Annotated in this window: 16 protein-coding genes, 1 tRNA gene and 1 pseudogene; 4 read left to right on the top strand and 14 right to left on the bottom strand. The window is 59.0% G+C overall.

What is annotated here, in order from left to right; genetic code table 11:
- Positions 1-17: 17 nt before the first annotated feature.
- The 3 genes from A7D21_RS36315 to A7D21_RS25225 all read right to left on the bottom strand — a co-directional run bounded on the left by A7D21_RS36315 (position 18) and on the right by A7D21_RS25225 (position 1,331).
- Positions 18-149, bottom strand: coding sequence for a hypothetical protein (locus tag A7D21_RS36315; protein ID WP_255311511.1), 132 nt, complete (start codon positions 147-149; stop codon positions 18-20).
- 129 nt (positions 150-278) lie between these two features.
- Positions 279-830, bottom strand: a complete 552-nt coding sequence (locus A7D21_RS25230) for a tetratricopeptide repeat protein (RefSeq protein ID WP_171902636.1) — start codon at positions 828-830, stop codon at positions 279-281.
- 246 nt (positions 831-1,076) lie between these two features.
- Positions 1,077-1,331: a hypothetical protein gene (locus A7D21_RS25225; RefSeq protein ID WP_069552939.1), complete on the bottom strand. Its 255-nt coding sequence runs from the start codon at positions 1,329-1,331 to the stop codon at positions 1,077-1,079.
- A 281-nt stretch (positions 1,332-1,612) separates the two neighbouring features.
- Here A7D21_RS25225 and A7D21_RS25220 point away from each other — a divergent pair, with 281 nt between their 5' ends.
- Complete coding sequence (locus A7D21_RS25220; protein ID WP_053255352.1) at positions 1,613-2,839, top strand: MFS transporter; 1,227 nt, start codon at positions 1,613-1,615, stop codon at positions 2,837-2,839.
- A 67-nt stretch (positions 2,840-2,906) separates the two neighbouring features.
- On the opposite strand, the pseudogene A7D21_RS25215 reads toward A7D21_RS25220, so the two are convergent.
- The 6 genes and pseudogenes from A7D21_RS25215 to dapA all read right to left on the bottom strand — a co-directional run bounded on the left by A7D21_RS25215 (position 2,907) and on the right by dapA (position 7,926).
- Positions 2,907-4,130 (bottom strand): annotated as a pseudogene (locus A7D21_RS25215) (IS3 family transposase).
- A 107-nt stretch (positions 4,131-4,237) separates the two neighbouring features.
- Positions 4,238-4,327 (bottom strand) — tRNA-Ser (locus tag A7D21_RS25205).
- Between the two features lie 83 nt (positions 4,328-4,410).
- Positions 4,411-5,124, bottom strand: a complete 714-nt coding sequence (purC, locus tag A7D21_RS25200) for a phosphoribosylaminoimidazolesuccinocarboxamide synthase (protein ID WP_027604309.1) — start codon at positions 5,122-5,124, stop codon at positions 4,411-4,413.
- Positions 5,125-5,151: 27 nt separating this feature from the next.
- Positions 5,152-5,910 (bottom strand): MBL fold metallo-hydrolase, encoded by a 759-nt coding sequence (locus A7D21_RS25195; RefSeq protein ID WP_069552938.1) that lies wholly within the window; start codon positions 5,908-5,910, stop codon positions 5,152-5,154.
- A gap of 4 nt (positions 5,911-5,914) precedes the next feature.
- Positions 5,915-7,030 carry an outer membrane protein assembly factor BamC gene (gene bamC / locus A7D21_RS25190; RefSeq protein ID WP_053254904.1) on the bottom strand — a complete coding sequence of 372 codons (1,116 nt, stop codon included), beginning with the start codon at positions 7,028-7,030 and terminating at the stop codon, positions 5,915-5,917.
- 17 nt (positions 7,031-7,047) lie between these two features.
- Positions 7,048-7,926, bottom strand: a complete 879-nt coding sequence (dapA, locus tag A7D21_RS25185) for a 4-hydroxy-tetrahydrodipicolinate synthase (protein ID WP_053254903.1) — start codon at positions 7,924-7,926, stop codon at positions 7,048-7,050.
- A 273-nt stretch (positions 7,927-8,199) separates the two neighbouring features.
- Here dapA and A7D21_RS25180 point away from each other — a divergent pair, with 273 nt between their 5' ends.
- Complete coding sequence (locus A7D21_RS25180) at positions 8,200-8,760, top strand: glycine cleavage system protein R (protein ID WP_003172487.1); 561 nt, start codon at positions 8,200-8,202, stop codon at positions 8,758-8,760.
- A gap of 10 nt (positions 8,761-8,770) precedes the next feature.
- A complete protein-coding gene (locus A7D21_RS25175; protein WP_069552937.1) occupies positions 8,771-9,244 on the top strand; it encodes a peroxiredoxin in 474 nt (157 codons plus the stop codon).
- Positions 9,245-9,281: 37 nt separating this feature from the next.
- Here the strand turns inward: A7D21_RS25175 and A7D21_RS25170 are convergent, their stop codons facing one another.
- Together A7D21_RS25170 and A7D21_RS25165 are read right to left on the bottom strand one after the other, a co-directional pair.
- A complete protein-coding gene (locus A7D21_RS25170; RefSeq protein ID WP_064451316.1) occupies positions 9,282-10,352 on the bottom strand; it encodes an AI-2E family transporter in 1,071 nt (356 codons plus the stop codon).
- Positions 10,353-10,383: 31 nt separating this feature from the next.
- The gene (locus A7D21_RS25165; protein ID WP_053254900.1) at positions 10,384-10,623 is read right to left on the bottom strand and encodes a sulfurtransferase TusA family protein; all 240 of its coding nucleotides are present in this window, start codon (positions 10,621-10,623) and stop codon (positions 10,384-10,386) included.
- Between the two features lie 94 nt (positions 10,624-10,717).
- On the opposite strand from A7D21_RS25165, the gene A7D21_RS25160 reads away from it, so the two are divergent.
- Positions 10,718-12,151: a M48 family metalloprotease gene (locus tag A7D21_RS25160; RefSeq protein ID WP_053254899.1), complete on the top strand. Its 1,434-nt coding sequence runs from the start codon at positions 10,718-10,720 to the stop codon at positions 12,149-12,151.
- Between the two features lie 74 nt (positions 12,152-12,225).
- Here A7D21_RS25160 and A7D21_RS25155 read toward each other — a convergent pair whose 3' ends face one another.
- The 3 genes from A7D21_RS25155 to A7D21_RS25145 form a co-directional block, all read right to left on the bottom strand.
- Entirely contained in the window at positions 12,226-13,668 is a 1,443-nt protein-coding gene (locus A7D21_RS25155) for a DegQ family serine endoprotease (RefSeq protein WP_053254898.1), read from the bottom strand.
- Positions 13,669-13,902: 234 nt separating this feature from the next.
- The gene (locus tag A7D21_RS25150) at positions 13,903-14,862 is read right to left on the bottom strand and encodes a MucB/RseB C-terminal domain-containing protein (protein ID WP_053254897.1); all 960 of its coding nucleotides are present in this window, start codon (positions 14,860-14,862) and stop codon (positions 13,903-13,905) included.
- A 16-nt stretch (positions 14,863-14,878) separates the two neighbouring features.
- On the bottom strand, positions 14,879-15,466 hold the full coding sequence (locus tag A7D21_RS25145; RefSeq protein WP_003172479.1) for a sigma-E factor negative regulatory protein: 588 nt from the start codon (positions 15,464-15,466) through the stop codon (positions 14,879-14,881).
- Positions 15,467-15,483: the final 17 nt, after the last annotated feature.

Genomic DNA, 15,483 nt, shown 5'->3' with positions numbered 1-15,483 from the left:
CGGCCCCGAGGGACACGCTACTGGCAAGTCCCACCCTTGTGGTGCGACCCTGTGCCACCCACCGGATGCGTGCCTTTCGGGCACGCCACCGCGAACATCGGGCTGACGGCCAATACCACCAACAACCCTAGCAACGACAACGTCTTCATAACATCCTCCGTGACGATCACACTGCGTGATGGCACAAGGATATCATATCACCCATACGCAGGCCTCGGCCGAGTGCTGCTGCCAGAACAACAGCGGGTGCCAGTCGCGGCGACATACAGCCATCAGTTTCACGCCTGCGGCGCAGCAGCAATGGCTTCGGCCAGGTCTTCGTACTCTTCGCAGGTGGTACTGCACAAGGCTTTGATTTTCACCAATTGCTCTTGCGCCAAGTCGATGCGGCCCTTGATCACGTAGGCCTCACCCAGGTACTCGCGAACCTGGGCATAGTTGGGGTCGAGCGCTACCGACTGCAGGTAATAGCCGATGCCCTCATCGGTACGCCCCAGTTTGCGCGTGGCATAGCCGCGATAGTTTAGGGCCTTGGCGGTGTTCGGGTTTTGCAGGGTATCGAGCAAGGCCAGCGCCTCGTCATAGCGGCCATCTTTGGCCAGCCGGTAGGCATAGTCAGTACGGTCGGTGTCTGAGGTGGCTTTGCTGGTTTGCAGCACGCACTTTGCGGTCTTGGTGTCCCAGACCTGGCCTTTGGGGCAATTGGGCTTGGACGGCGCCGACTCATCACCGGAGGCGCAGGCTTGGCCTGCGAGCAAAGCAGCGCTCAGGCAAGCGCCGAATAAAAGTGCAGCGCGGTAGCCAACGGCGTGTTCGGGGCGGCTCTTCATGGTTGTCATGCTCCGTAACGATAGGGAGGTACACCAGCAAACTACACAATGCGCCCTTTTCACCAGCAGGTTAAGCCTCGGGTGACTGCCGGCTTTTGGGCGATTCGCGCCCAACAACGCGGGGTTATTCACTGACGCAAATGATAGAGGCGAGCCCGCCGAGAAAAACCGGGGCACCCCGCGACGAAAAAGCCCCGTAGCGTGTTTGGCTACGGGGCTTTTTCAGGTCATGGCGGCGCGCGTCATTCAGCGCCCCCGCTCTTTATTGGCTTGGGCAAGAACCGAGGCAGCCAGAGACTTTGTAGGCCCACTGTATTGATCGCTTTGAAGCGCCTTCCCGGCCTTCTCCTCCATCTCTGCACTTGTCTGCTTATCGGTACCGCTCTGAGCCAACGCTGAGGCGGCAAGGCTTTTGGCAATGGCTGAGGAATGGGGGTTGCTGAGCGTTTCAGCGGCCAGACTGGCCATGTTATCGGAGGTTCTTTTGGTGTTTTTGCTCATGCTGCAGGTCCTTTGCGGTGTGGGATTTTCTACCTGAAAATGCCTCAAAACCACGATAGGCAGTTACCGCGAGAGGCGCAACGCGTGGCTTGTAGGCGAAATTGGAGAACAGGGTACGAAACGCGCAATCGTCCTGTAGGGCGTCGAATCGATTGCACTGATGGTTATTATCGAAACGATCGCCTGTGTGATTAGCCAAACCGATTCCTATAATCGCCTCCACTTTTCCTGCCCGTGCATCGCTTGATTTCAAGCGACATTCCCCTATGGAAGCCACCACCATGCCAAGCGTCAGCCAGGCCCCCAACGGCCCCCCTGAACATAATCAACAGAGTGTCAAACAGCAGTGGCTGGCGATTCTCTCGGTCGCCGTAGGTGCCTTCGCCCTGGTGACCAGTGAGTTTCTGCCCGTGGGCGTACTCAACGACGTCGCCAGCGACCTCGGCATCAGTGCCGGTCATGCCGGCCTGATGGTCACCCTGCCCGGCATCATGGCCGCCCTCGCCGCGCCTTTGCTGTCTGTGAGCATTGGCGCCATGGACCGTCGTTACCTGCTGATCGGCCTGACGCTGATCATGATCATCGCCAACACGGTCGTGGCCTACGCCAGCGACTTCAACCTGCTGCTGTTCGGCCGCGTGCTGCTGGGTATCAGCATCGGTGGTTTCTGGGCAACGGCCATCGCTCTGAGCGGCCGCCTGGCCCCCAAAGGCGTGGGCGTGGCGAAGGCGACCTCGATCATCATGATGGGGGTGACCCTGGCCACCGTACTGGGCGTGCCCGTGGGTACGTGGCTGAGTGGCCTGATGGGCTGGCGCATGACCTTTCTGGTCACCGCACTGGTGGGCGTACCGGTGCTGCTGGCGCAGGTATTCCTGCTACCACGGCTCACCCCGGAAAAGGCTATTCAGATCCGTGACCTGCCAGCCTTGTTTATCAACCCGCAAGCACGGGTCGGCTTGATCGCGGTCTTGCTGATCGGCCTGGCGCACTTTGCGGCATACACCTATGTCGCGCCCTTCTTCAAAAACAGTTCCGGCTTCGACGGCCCGACCATTGGCTCACTGCTACTGCTCTATGGCGTGGCCGGGGTGATGGGTAATGTCTTTGCCGGTTTCGCTGCCAACCGCAGCGTCCGTCACACCCTGCTGCTGGTCGCGTTGATGATCGGCACCAGCACCGCGCTGTTCCCCTACTTCGCCACCGGCATGACCGGCGCCGCCATGCTGATCGCACTCTGGGGCTTCGCCTTCGGCGCCTTCCCGGCGTGCGCCAGTATCTGGATGTTCGTCGTCGCGCCCAAGGACGTCGAACGCGGCATGCCACTGTTCGTTGCCTTGTTCCAGGTGATTATTGCCTTGGGCTCGTTCTTTGGCGGGCGGATTGTCGATCAGATGGGTAGCGCGGTGTTGTTGAGTCTGGCAACAGCGTTGGTAGGATGTGGTTTTGTGACGGTGCTGGTGCTGGGGCGCAATGTCAGCAATAGCTTGGTGGCCCAGCCCGGTTAACCACACTTCAGAAACAAAACAGCCCTATTGTGTCTAGTCCTGAAATAGGTTTACACCTGTTTCAGTCTCAAAACGCCCGATGCACCGCATCGGGCGTTTTGTATTTCAGGGATAAGTGCGGCCGCTCCCGATTGTAGATTTGCACCGATTCATCCACCATTTTCACTGCATCCGCCAGGTCTTTGGGACGATGCAGCAAAAACTCAGTCTTCAAAATCCCATTTATCCTCTCCGCCATCGCGTTCTGATAGCAATCATAGCCGTCAGTCATTGAGCACCTGATTCCGTGCCGGGCATGCATCCGTTGGTATAAATCGGAGCAATACTGGGCTCCGCGATCTGAATGATGAATGAGCGGTTGATTGGATTTTCGCTGACTAACAGCCTTCTGCAGTGCCCTGACCACCGACTCCGTATGCAGGCTGCCGTGCACATGATGACCCACGATTTTGCGGGAGTACGCGTCTGTTATCAGGCTGACGTAAGCGACACTTTCCCGCGTTGGGAGATAGGTAATGTCTGCGACCCAAACCTGCTCAGGTCTGCTGGCTACAACTTGTTCCGGGCCAGCTTTGAGTAGGTTGGGGTGACGGCGGAAGCGATGATGGCTATGCGTGGTTTTATGATAAGCACGTTTGCGAGGGACCAGCTCTCGCGCCTCACGCAAGATGGAAAAACAGGCGGTCTCGACCGACACGTAGCGCCGCTGCGGCTTCAATTACCATCAGGTGGTGTAGTTTGCGCGTCCCAAGCCTCGGCTGGCGACGACGCTTTTCCAGAACGAATTCCACTACCTGCTGGTCTTGGCAAACTCTCGCATCAAAGGCTCGGTTGCGCTTGTAATACGCTTGGCGCGAAATGCCCATAAACAGGCAAGCCCTGGTAATGCTCAGGTCTTGGATTTGCCCTTGCGAGAGGACTTGCCGGGTCGCTTTTTTACGATGGACACACCGTAATCATTTTTCAAGACGTTCACGACAGCTTCAAAGAACTGGGCCTTCTGATTGCTCAGCGCCAACTGTTCTTCAAGCTCTTTGATCCGCTGTTCGGGTGTCAGCGGGAGGTTGGGGTCGGTCATCGGCCTGCTCCGCGGCGCTCGGATTGAGGCGCCTTGGCTCCAGTCCTGTCGGCCATGCTTGCGTAACCAAACCAGCACCGTGGACCGGCCTTGAATGCCAAAGCGCCGTTGAGCCTCTTTATAACTCAACTCGCCTTTTTCGACTTGATCTACGACTGACAATTTAAAAGCTAGCGTGTAATCGCGCTGGCTCCGCCTTTTTCCCGTATCCATTGAATCCTCCTGAAGATCGGTCAGAAGGTGTAAACCTTATTCAGGACGGGACATTGAAAACAAAAAAGCCCCGTCGCTTATTCAGCGACGGGGCTTTTTCTATGTAATGGCGGAGAGATAGGGATTCGAACCCTAGGTACCGGTGAAGGTACAACGGATTTCGAATCCGTCCCATTCGGCCACTCTGGCATCTCTCCAACGGCGCGCATCATAACAGTGTGTTTCGCGGAAGCAAACCCCAAAAGCGATTTTTTTCCGTTCTATCAGATGCTTGCGTCGATTAAAGCGGAACGCCGAGGCGCTTGGCGACTTCTTCGTAGGCTTCGATAACGTCACCGAGGCCCTGGCGGAAGCGGTCTTTGTCCATCTTCTTCTTGGTGTCCTTGTCCCACAGACGGCAGCCGTCCGGGCTGAATTCGTCGCCCAGGACGATGGAGCCGTCGTGGAACACACCGAATTCCAGTTTGAAGTCGACCAGCAGCAGACCCGCGTCGTCAAACAGCTTGCTCAGCACGTCGTTGACCTTGAGGGACAACTCCTTCATGCGCGCCAGTTGCTCAGCGGTGCCCCAACCGAATGCCACGACGTGGGATTCGTTGATGAACGGGTCACCCTTGGCGTCGTCTTTCAGGAACAGCTCGAAGGTGTAAGGGTTGAGCTTGAGGCCCTCCTCCACGCCCAGGCGCTTGACCAGGCTGCCGGCGGCGTAGTTACGCACGACGCATTCGACCGGGATCATGTCCAGCTTCTTCACCAGGCACTCGTTGTCGCCCAGCAGTTTGTCGAATTGGGTCGGAATGCCGGCCGCTTCGAGTTTCTGCATGATGAAGGCGTTGAACTTGTTGTTCACCATGCCTTTGCGATCAAGTTGTTCGATGCGCTTGCCGTCGAACGCCGAGGTGTCGTTACGAAACAGCAGGATCAGGCGGTTGGCGTCGTCGGTCTTGTACACCGACTTGGCTTTGCCGCGGTAGAGTTCTTCACGTTTTTCCATGATGGGCTCCGCTTGCTAAATGGTGGGCTAGGCGATGTGTCGCCAGTCGAGCCCTGAATCTTGATCGGCCAGTTGCAGCCAGTCCGGGTCGCACCCGAGGGTGTCGACAAAACATTGCCGGGCCAGCTGCGGCAGGTTGTTCTTGCTGCTCAGGTGGGCCAGGACCAGGTGTTGCAAGTCTTGCCAGCCCAACTCATACACCAGGTACGCCGCCTGGTGGTTGTTCAAATGTCCCAGCTCGCCGCCCACCCGTTGCTTGAGAAAGTACGGGTAATGACCACGTGCCAGCAGGTCTCGGCAGTGGTTGGACTCGATCATCAATGCATCCAGGTCACGGTAACCGTCCAGTACCTTTGAGCAGTAGGAACCCAGGTCGGTGAGCACGCCGAAACGCCGCTCACCGTCACTGAATACATACTGCGTCGGCTCCTGGGCGTCATGCGCTACGGCAATCACACTGATGCTCAACGCACCAATCTGCAGCGTCTCGCCACCGGCCAGGAAACCTGCAGGTTCTATGGGTTTGCGCATCCCGCGCAAGGTGCCGCGACTCAGGTACACCGGAAGATTGTAGCGCCGAGACAGCAAACCCACGCCATGCACGTGGTCGGCATGTTCGTGGGTCACCAGAATCGCGCTCAGCTGCGCGGGGTTTACCCCCAGGCGCAGCAGGCGCCGCTCGGTTTCCCGCAGGGAGAAACCACAATCCACCAGCACGTACGTGTCGTCATGAGCGACCAGCGTGCCGTTCCCTTGGCTACCGCTGCCGAGAACGGCAAAGCGCATCGGATCAGCCCAGGTTGTCCTGAATCACGCCCAACACTTTGCGTGCTGTTTCAGCAGGCGCAACGGTGTTGATGTTCTTCTCGACAGTGACTTGCACGCTCTCGCCAACCTTGCTCAGGCGAACCTGGTAACGCTCGGCGCGGGTCTCGATCTCTTCCTTGGTCGGCTTGCTGCCGAACAACTTGCCGAAGAAGCCTGGCTCGTCGTCTTTCTTCTCGGCCTTTTCAGCCACGTTGATGTAGTACAGGCCCAGGCTGCGGTTGATGTCTTCAACGCGCCAAGGACCTTGCTCCAACGCACGGCCAACACTGGCCCAGGCGCGGTCGAGGTCTTCACCCAGGGTCAGCACCACGTTGCCGCTGCCGTCTTCGGTGAGGCTGACGCGGTTAGGCGTGTCAAAGTTACCGGCGGCGAGCAGGGAGACCGAACCGCCCTTCTCGGAGATACGGCTCATGCTGGCCAGCATCTCGTCGACCAGCGCGGCGTCAACGCCCATGTTGACCGAACGCGGGGTGAAATCGACGTTGGCAGTACTGCCGGCAGGGCGCTCGGCGCTGACCACGTAGACTTCACTGGTATTGCGTTGCACGCCGGGCTCGATACGCACACGCACACGGGCTTCGCTGTCGGCGGCTACACCACCGGCCTGCAGGCGCTTGGCCATGCTGGCGGACAGTTCACTGCCGTGCTGCCACGCCGTGGTGAACTCACCGGTCTGCGGACGCTGCTGATCAATGCGGAAACCGTTGTCCTGGAAAAACTGCACCGCCACCGGCCAGACTTCGGCAGGTGGGCGCTGAGCGACGATCCAGCGGTTGTCGCCGCTCTTCTGCAGGCTGTAGTCACTGGCGTCAGCCACGGCCGAGATCGGCTGTGGACGTGGCACCACGTACTCACCCTTGGTGGTGTCGTCAGCGACGTTGCGCGGGATCGGCAGCAACGGGTCAAGGCGCTTGGCGACATTGACGTCAGGCGGCAGTTGCATCGGTTTGGTTGCTTGTGCTTCCAGGTAATCGCTACCGCGGTCACGGAAGTAACCATCCGGGCCCCAAATCCAACCGCAGCCGCTGGTGCTGGAGATAATCAAGGCAAGTGCGGAAAGTCCGGCCAATCGCTTCATGCGTAGTGCTTCCTCAATTAAACCAGGACGCCGGACTGGCGCAGGGCCTGTCGCAGCGGTTCGTGACAGGCTTCGCTGAGCCGGGTGAGCGGCAGACGGATACCGTCCGGCATCAAGCCCATTTCAAACAGCGCCCATTTCACGGGAATAGGGTTGGATTCGATAAAGAGTGTTTTGTTGAGCGGCATCAGCTTCTCGTGGATCGCACGCGCCTTGACAGCATCACCGGCGATGGCCGCGGCGCACATGTCGCTCATGGCACGCGGGGCAACGTTGGCGGTCACCGAGATGTTGCCTTTGCCACCCAGCAGGATCAGTTCGACCGCCGTGGCGTCGTCACCGGAATACACCAGGAAGTCGCTGCTTACGCCAGCCAGGATGTCCTTGGCGCGCTGCAGGTCGCCGGTGGCTTCCTTGATACCGATGATGTTCGGTACGGTGGACAGGCGGATCACGGTCTCGGCCTTCATGTCACAGGCAGTACGGCCGGGCACGTTGTAGAGGATCTGCGGGATATCAACGGCTTCGGCAATGGCGCGAAAATGCTGGTACAGGCCTTCCTGGGTCGGCTTGTTGTAGTACGGAGTCACCAGCAGGCAAGCATCGGCGCCGGCTTTCTTGGCGTTCTTGGTCAGCTCGATCGCTTCACGCGTCGAGTTGGCGCCCGTACCGGCGATCACGGCGATACGACCCGCGACGCGCTTGACCACGAATTCGATCACCTGAATGTGTTCTTCCACATCAAGGGTGGCCGATTCACCTGTGGTGCCGACCGCCACAATGGCGTTGGTGCCCTCTTGCAGGTGGAAGTCCACCAGTTTGCCCAGGCTATCCCAGTCGAGATGACCTTGTGCATCCATGGGTGTGACCAGTGCCACCATACTGCCCGCAATCATGCAACCGCTCCTGCCGGAAAAAGAGAGCCGTAATGGTACTGGCGCCAAGATGCTTGTACAAGCGAAGTACCGCCTGAGGATGCGTTCTGGATCAACTAAACGACGGGCAATGCCATCATTGAGCCAAAGCGTTGCGTGAAGCACGCTGAAATCAGACCGATCACGCAATGAAAACGCCACCTCCTATCCCTTGGCGACGCTTTTCGCTACCCTTCATGCTTTGATCGATACAGCCCTCACCGTATCGACCGCTCATCGTTTTAGGAAGGCTGCATGTCCACCCCCACAGTTCGCGAACAATTCCTTGTTATCAGTGCCCTCGGCGCCAACCCCATGGAGCTGACCAACGTCCTGTGCCGCGCCAGCCATGAAAACCGCTGCGCCGTTGTGACCTCGCGCCTGACCCGCCATGGCGAGTGCAGTGCGCTGGTGCTGCAGATTTCCGGCACCTGGGACGCCCTGGCGCGTCTGGAAACAGGCCTGCCGGGCCTGGCCAAGAAGCACGACTTCACCGTCAACGTGGTGCGCAGTGCTGCGCTGGAAAACCGCCCACAAGCCCTGCCTTATGTAGCGTACGTCAGCTCGGCCTACCGCTCGGACATCGTCAACGAGCTGTGCCAGTTCTTTATCGACCATAACGTCGAGCTGGAAAACCTGACCTGCGACACCTACCAGGCGCCACAAACCGGCGGCACCATGCTCAACGCAACGTTCACCGTGACCTTGCCGGCCGGCGTGCAGATCAGCTGGCTGCGCGACCAGTTCCTGGATTTCGCCGATGCCCTGAACCTCGATGCGCTGATCGAGCCGTGGCGCCCACAAAACCCAATGTAAGGAAGAACTCATGCCGGTAGCCATCGACAAACCCGTGGCCGATTTCGAAGCCCAGGCCACCAGCGGCCAGACCTTCAGCCTCGCTGCACTCAAGGGCAAGCAGGTGGTGATTTACTTCTACCCGAAGGACAGCACCCCGGGCTGCACCACTGAAGGCCAGGGTTTCCGTGACCAGTACGCGGCGTTCAAGGCCGCCAACACCGAAGTGTTTGGCGTCTCGCGTGACAGCGTGAAGTCCCACGAGAACTTCAAGAGCAAGCAGGAATTTCCCTTTGAGCTGATCAGCGACAAGGACGAAGCGGTTTGCCAGCTGTTTGATGTGATCAAGCTGAAGAAGCTGTATGGCAAGGAGTACCTGGGTGTTGATCGCAGCACGTTCCTGATCGACAAGGCTGGCGTGCTGCGTCAGGAATGGCGCGGTGTAAAAGTGCCGGGCCATGTGGACGCCGTGTTGGCGGCTGCACAGGCGCTGGACAAGGCTTGATGCGTGAGGGGCGAACACTGGCTGTTCGCCCCACGCGTTACAACAAAGGCGCAACCACCGGCTCTTTTCGCGGCCAGGCATCCAGCACGGCTTTGAACAACGTCGCCAGGGGAATCGCGAAGAATACGCCCCAGAATCCCCACAACCCACCGAACAACAACACCGCACAGATAATCGCCACCGGGTGCAGGTTGACGGCCTCGGAAAACAGCAGCGGCACCAGTACGTTGCCGTCCAGGGTCTGAATAATGCCGTACACCGCCATCAGGTAGATGAACTGGTCACTCCAGCCCCACTGGAACAATGCGATCAACATCACCGGTACCGTCACCACCACCGCGCCGACATACGGCACCACCACCGACACGCCTACCAGCAACGCCAACAGCGCCGCGTAGTTCAGCCCAAGCGCAACAAATGCGATGTAGGTGACGCCCCCACAGATCACAATCTCGATCACTTTGCCGCGAATGTAGTTGGCGATCTGCCGGTTCATCTCTTCGGCCACGCGGGTAATGAGCGCGCGTTCACGCGGCAGGTAACCGCTGACCCAGCGGCCGATCATCGCGCGGTCCTTGAGGAAGAAAAACACCAGGATCGGCACCAGCACCAGGTAGATCATGATGTTGACCAGCAGCGGCAGGCTGGACAGGGAAAACGTCAGCGCCCATTGCCCGAATTTTCCGATCTCGCCACGCGCCACTTCAATGGCTTGCAGCACTTGTTCATCCGACACCAGGTGCGGGTAGCGTTCCGGCAACAACAGCAACAGTGACTGCCACTTGGCGAGCATCCCCGGCAATTCGTTGAACAGGGTGATCAACTGATGCCAGAGCAATGGCAACACCACCACGATAAACACCACCAGCAACCCCATGAACAAGGCGAACACCAGGCCCACCGCAACGCCGCCCGGCAAGCGCAGACGCTCCAGGGTGGTGACCAGGCCCTGCATCAGGTAAGCCAGCACCATCCCGGCCAGCACTGGCGCCAGCATCCCGCCCAAGGTGAGCACGGCCGTAAAGGCCAGGAACAGCAGGACCGCCAGCACCACGGCTTCTTCGTCGGAGAAGTAGCGCTGAATCCAGTCTCGTAACACTTTGAACATCAATCAACCTCGGATGATGGGGGCAAACGGCTCAGGCCTTGCGCAACCAGTAACGGTACACACCGGCGGCGTCTTCTTCGTGCACTAAAGTATGCCCGGCCAACTTGGCGAAGGTCCGAAAATCGCGCTGGGAGCCAGCGTCCGTGGCGATGACCTTAAGCACGGCACCGCTGGCCAATTGATTGAGTTCCAACTTGGCCTTGAGCAAAGGCAACGGGCAATTGAGGCCACTGGCATCGAGTTCGGCATCAAAGGCGACAGCGTCGGTCATGGTTTACTCCGGACAAGCGATTGGGGTGCTTAGAATATCTGGTCCGAAGCTCAGTGTCCGGCTACAGTAAGCTCTTTGTCGAAAGGCTCTGTGCATGACTTTTTTGCGCCCTACCCTGCTGACGCTGGCCTGCCTGCTGGCCTCTCCGGGCTTCGCTGACGACCTGCCGTCACTTGGCGACGCCAGTTCTGCCATTGTCTCTCCGCAACAGGAATACCAACTGGGCCGTGCCTGGCTGGCTTACCTGCGGGGCCAGGTCTCGCAGCTCAATGATCCACAACTCAAGGATTACGTCGAAACCAGCGTGTACAAGCTGGTGGAAACCAGCCAGGTCAACGACCGACGCCTGGAGTTCATCCTGATCAACAGCCCGCAACTCAACGCCTTTGCTGCGCCGGGCGGGATTATCGGGGTCAACGGCGGCCTGTTCCTTAATGCCCAGACCGAGGGTGAATACGCCTCGGTACTCGCTCACGAATTGGCTCACTTGTCCCAACGCCACTTTGCCCGGGGCGTCGAAGCTCAGTCGCGCATGCAACTGCCGATGATGGCCGCGTTGCTCGGCGGGATTATCGCGGCCGCAGCAGGCGCGGGCGATGCGGGGATTGCCGCGATTGCCGGCAGCCAGGCAGCGGCCATCCAGGAGCAGCGCCGGTTCTCGCGACAGAACGAGCAGGAGGCTGACCGTATCGGCATTCTCAACCTGGAAAAAGCCGGTTACGACCCACGCTCCATGCCCACCATGTTTGAGCGCCTGATGCGCCAATACCGTTTCGACGCCAAGCCGCCTGAATTCCTGCTGACGCACCCGGTAACCGAATCGCGGATCGCTGACACCCGCAACCGCGCCGAGCAAGCCAAACCCGGCGGCAAGGAAGACAGTTTGCGCTATCAGCTGATTCGCGCACGGGTGCAGTTGCAATACGAAGACACCCCGGGCCTCGCCGCCAAACGCTTCCAGGCGCAGTTGGACGAGAACCCGAAAAACGATGTGGCGCGTTATGGTCTGGCGATCGCCCAGATCAAAGGCACTCAGTACAAAGAGGCACGGGAAAACTTGCAGCCATTGTTGGCCAAGGCGCCCAACGACATCACCTACAACCTGGCACAGATCGAGTTGGACATGGCCAATAGCCGCTTGCCCGACGCCCAGCAACGCACTGATCGGATGATCACCCAGTACCCCGGCAACTACCCGCTGAACCAGGTGCGGGTGGACTTGCTGATCAAGCAGAACCGTATCGCCGATGCGGAAAAGGCCTTGGACGGGCTACTCAAATCGCGTCCGGATGATCCGGATGTGTGGTACCAGGTTGCCGAGACACGTGGCCTGTCCGGCAACATCATCGGCCTGCATCAGGCCCGCGCCGAGTACTTTGCCTTGGTCGGTGACTTCAAGCAGGCCATTCAACAGCTGGACTTCGCCAAGCGCCGCGCCGGCAGCAACTTCCCGCTGTCCTCGCGAATAGATGCCCGCCAGCGTGAGTTGATCGAACAGGAACGCCTGGTAAAAGGGATGATGAGCTAAACCCATCAGCCACAAAAAAGCCCCGCCTTCGTTAACCGAAGGCGGGGCTTTTTATGGGGTTGCAGGCTAGCGGGTTACTCGGCCAGCTTGAACGTGATGAAGCTTGCACGCCCCTGACGCAGCACGCGCATCGACACCGAGCGATTCTTCGGCAACGCCTTGGCGATGTCGGTGAATTCCTTGGTGGAGTTGATTGCCTGGTTGTTCAGGTGGGTAATCACGTCACCCGGCTGCAGGCCGATCAAGGCAGCTGGGCCGTCCTGAACTTCCTTGATCACAACACCGCTCTTGAGGTCGAAGCTCTTCTTCTGCTCCTCGCTCAGCTCAACCACGGCAATGCCCAAGCGATTACTGCTGCGCTCGGCGCCCGGTTTGGCGTTGCCCAGAGCATCCAGCGTTGCGCCCTCTTCCGGAATCGCGCCAACGGTCAGCTCAACGGTCTGGCGCTTGCCGTCACGAATCACTTCCAGCTTGGCTTTGCTGCCGGCTTTAAGGGCCCCCACCAGATGCGGCAGGTCGGCTGACATGATGATCGGCTGACCATTCATGCTCAGGATCACGTCGCCCACTTGCAGACCGCCTTTGGCAGCCGGGCCGTCGTCCTGGATTTGCGCGACCAGCGCACCGGCCGGTTTGTCGAGGCCGAACGATTCAGCCAAGTCTTTGTTCACTTCCTGGATGACGACGCCCAACCAGCCACGGCTGACCTTGCCACCGGCTTTGAGCTGGTTGGAGACGTCCATGGCCACGTCGATAGGAATGGCAAAGGACACGCCCATGAACCCACCGGAGCGGGTGTAGATCTGCGAGTTGATCCCGACCACTTCGCCCGCCAGGTTGAACAGCGGGCCACCGGAATTACCCGGGTTGATCGGCACGTCGGTCTGGATGAACGGCACGTAGTTTTCGTTCGGCAGGCTACGACCGATGGCACTGACAATGCCCTGGGTAACGGTATGGTCGAAGCCAAACGGAGAGCCGATAGCGACCACCCACTGCCCGGCTTTCAGGTCCTGGGATTTGCCCAGTTTCAGCACCGGCAGGTCTTTACCGTCGATTTTCAGCAAGGCCACGTCAGAGCGCGGGTCAGTCCCGACCAGCTTGGCTTTCAGCTCACTGCGATCAGCCAGGCGGACGAGGATCTCGTCAGCGTCAGCAATCACATGGTTGTTGGTGAGGATGTAGCCATCAGGCGAAATGATAAAACCCGAGCCCAGGGACTGAGCTTCACGCTGACCACCGCCACCGCCACCACGCGGGGAGCGCTGTTGCGGCATGCCACGCTCGAAGAACTCGCGCAGCATTGGCGGCAAGCCTTCCAGGTCCGGCATCTGCTGGTTCGAGACTTTGCGCTCCGGCAGTTTCTGCGTGGTGCTGATGTTCACCACGGCAGGCGAAGCCTGCTCCACCAGTTGGGTGAAGTCAGGCAGCTCGGCCGCTTGCGCGGACACCGCCTGACCCAGCACCAGCACCGTGGCGATTATGGATAGGTAAGACTTCAAACGTGGTATCGACATACAGCTCCCGTTACGACGAGCAGGGTTGAGCGACAGGGTTCAAGAAACGCCGGAAACTGCGATCGGCTTCCTTGTTCCGCGAACAAAATAAGGTCAGGACCTACAGGCCCTGACCTATAAAAAACATGTGGATTTTTTGCAAGTGAAAATAATGATCCAGAGATTTCATACTCATCGCTCCCAACCAAGCATAGGCTCACATTGAAAGACCAGGATGAACATAGGATTAACGACTCACGGCTTGGCGGCGGTCTTTTCGCCGCGCACCGACAGCGCGATACGCTCAGCGGTGCCGATAGGGATTTCGCCGACAACCGTCACCATGACTTCGCCATCGACGGTGTTCAGGCGGCGAGACACGGCAACCGTCGGACCGAGCTGGGTGCGTGTTTCGCTCACACTCGCACCCTCGGTCGATTCAAGAAACACGGAAAAGCGCGCCAGCCCGTCGTCATACATCAGGCTGTCAACGGTGGCTTTGGTCTGGGTGTCTTTTCGCGAGATGCTGTTGGTGAGCTGGAAACCAGGGGGCAACCAGTCCAGGTGCCATGCCTGAGTGGCGGGCACTTCGGGCGCTTTGCTGTTCGAAACCGCTACAGGCGTGCATTCGCCGCTGGGCTGTAAATCGCGATCCGTCAGTGCTGCCGACGTATTCAGACGTGTGAACTGAAAGCGCTCCAGCAACTGGCCTTGATCATTGAGCAACAACGATTTCAGCGGCAACGCGGTTTCACGATCCAGGTGCAACTCGAAGCCATACCGGTATTGATCGCGCGGAGTAATCGACACAATCACTGCATTACGACCAGCCACACGGGATTTGCCAATGACGGCCAGTTCGTAGAATTGAGTGAGTTTTAGCGGGTCGAGTGCGCGCGAAGGAGCGTCAGGCGAATTGCCCAGGCCGGCGACCAGTGTGCCACTGACACATTGAGTTTTTCCGTTTACCCGCACCAGCTCCTGGGCAGAACCGTCGAGCTGCAACAGCCGCTCACGGACTTGACCGTCCTGGACACGATGCCAGATGTCATGGGTAGAAAAACTGCCGTTACGCTCGTAGATGAACGTACCTGCAAAGCTTTGCTGCTGCTCTGCACGCCCAAGTCGAGTCAGCCAGTCTTGGGCTTCGTCGGCATGGGCGGATAGTGCAAAACAACCACTGAGCAAAAGCGTAAGGAGCGGTATGGCGCGCATAGGGCCCCTTAGCGGTTTAGCGGTTTTCCAGGCTGGCTGCACGAGCGTATGGCAGAGCGCTTTCAGTGCCTTTCAGTGCCGATTCCTGTGCGTGTTGGCGCAGGTAGCCTGGAAGACGCTGGTCCTGCCAGCCGGATTGCCCCTGAAGTACACCATTGGCCATGGGACCTGTGGTATCAGAGCTTTCCTTGTAGCCGGCCAGTACCGCTGGGCCTTTGACTTGCGGACCGGCCATGACCGGTTGCTGAGTCTGTTGGGCCAGTTCGGCACCGGCGATTTCGTCCTGGTTGTACAGGCGAACACCGGCCAACACGGCAACAGTCACCGAGGCAGCTACTGCCAGGCGACCCAGGCTACGCCACGGGCCACGAGCAGCTTTTGCCGGAACGGCTTCATCAGCCAGCGCGGCAGAAACGGCCGCAGCAATATCCAGACGAGGGATTAGAAGATCCTTGTGCATCACCGCCCGAGCGACTTGGTAACGAGACCAGGTATCACGGGTTTCGGCATCATCAAATGCATTGAGCACTCGACGAAGTTCCAGTTCATCCGCTTCGTTATCCATCACTGCGGACAGCGATTCCTGCAGGGCATCACGACTCATGGCGGTTCCTCTCTTGG

It is taken from the genome of Pseudomonas sp. AP19, assembly GCF_001728855.1.
Taxonomy (GTDB): Bacteria; Pseudomonadota; Gammaproteobacteria; order Pseudomonadales; family Pseudomonadaceae; genus Aquipseudomonas; species Aquipseudomonas fluorescens.
Note: the sequence above shows the minus strand (reverse complement) of the source record. Positions and strands in the feature narration are given on the sequence as shown.

Excerpts from the sequence above, each read along its gene's own strand:
- A7D21_RS36315 (WP_255311511.1), bottom strand. The coding sequence starts at position 149 with ATGAAGACGTTGTCGTTGCTAGGGTTGTTGGTGGTATTGGCCGTCAGC.
- A7D21_RS25230 (WP_171902636.1), bottom strand. The coding sequence starts at position 830 with ATGAAGAGCCGCCCCGAACACGCCGTTGGCTACCGCGCTGCACTTTTA.
- A7D21_RS25225 (WP_069552939.1), bottom strand. The coding sequence starts at position 1,331 with ATGAGCAAAAACACCAAAAGAACCTCCGATAACATGGCCAGTCTGGCC.
- A7D21_RS25220 (WP_053255352.1), top strand. The coding sequence starts at position 1,613 with ATGCCAAGCGTCAGCCAGGCCCCCAACGGCCCCCCTGAACATAATCAA.
- purC (WP_027604309.1), bottom strand. The coding sequence starts at position 5,124 with ATGGAAAAACGTGAAGAACTCTACCGCGGCAAAGCCAAGTCGGTGTAC.
- A7D21_RS25195 (WP_069552938.1), bottom strand. The coding sequence starts at position 5,910 with ATGCGCTTTGCCGTTCTCGGCAGCGGTAGCCAAGGGAACGGCACGCTG.
- bamC (WP_053254904.1), bottom strand. The coding sequence starts at position 7,030 with ATGAAGCGATTGGCCGGACTTTCCGCACTTGCCTTGATTATCTCCAGC.
- dapA (WP_053254903.1), bottom strand. The coding sequence starts at position 7,926 with ATGATTGCGGGCAGTATGGTGGCACTGGTCACACCCATGGATGCACAA.
- A7D21_RS25180 (WP_003172487.1), top strand. The coding sequence starts at position 8,200 with ATGTCCACCCCCACAGTTCGCGAACAATTCCTTGTTATCAGTGCCCTC.
- A7D21_RS25175 (WP_069552937.1), top strand. The coding sequence starts at position 8,771 with ATGCCGGTAGCCATCGACAAACCCGTGGCCGATTTCGAAGCCCAGGCC.
- A7D21_RS25170 (WP_064451316.1), bottom strand. The coding sequence starts at position 10,352 with ATGTTCAAAGTGTTACGAGACTGGATTCAGCGCTACTTCTCCGACGAA.
- A7D21_RS25165 (WP_053254900.1), bottom strand. The coding sequence starts at position 10,623 with ATGACCGACGCTGTCGCCTTTGATGCCGAACTCGATGCCAGTGGCCTC.
- A7D21_RS25160 (WP_053254899.1), top strand. The coding sequence starts at position 10,718 with ATGACTTTTTTGCGCCCTACCCTGCTGACGCTGGCCTGCCTGCTGGCC.
- A7D21_RS25155 (WP_053254898.1), bottom strand. The coding sequence starts at position 13,668 with ATGTCGATACCACGTTTGAAGTCTTACCTATCCATAATCGCCACGGTG.
- A7D21_RS25150 (WP_053254897.1), bottom strand. The coding sequence starts at position 14,862 with ATGCGCGCCATACCGCTCCTTACGCTTTTGCTCAGTGGTTGTTTTGCA.
- A7D21_RS25145 (WP_003172479.1), bottom strand. The coding sequence starts at position 15,466 with ATGAGTCGTGATGCCCTGCAGGAATCGCTGTCCGCAGTGATGGATAAC.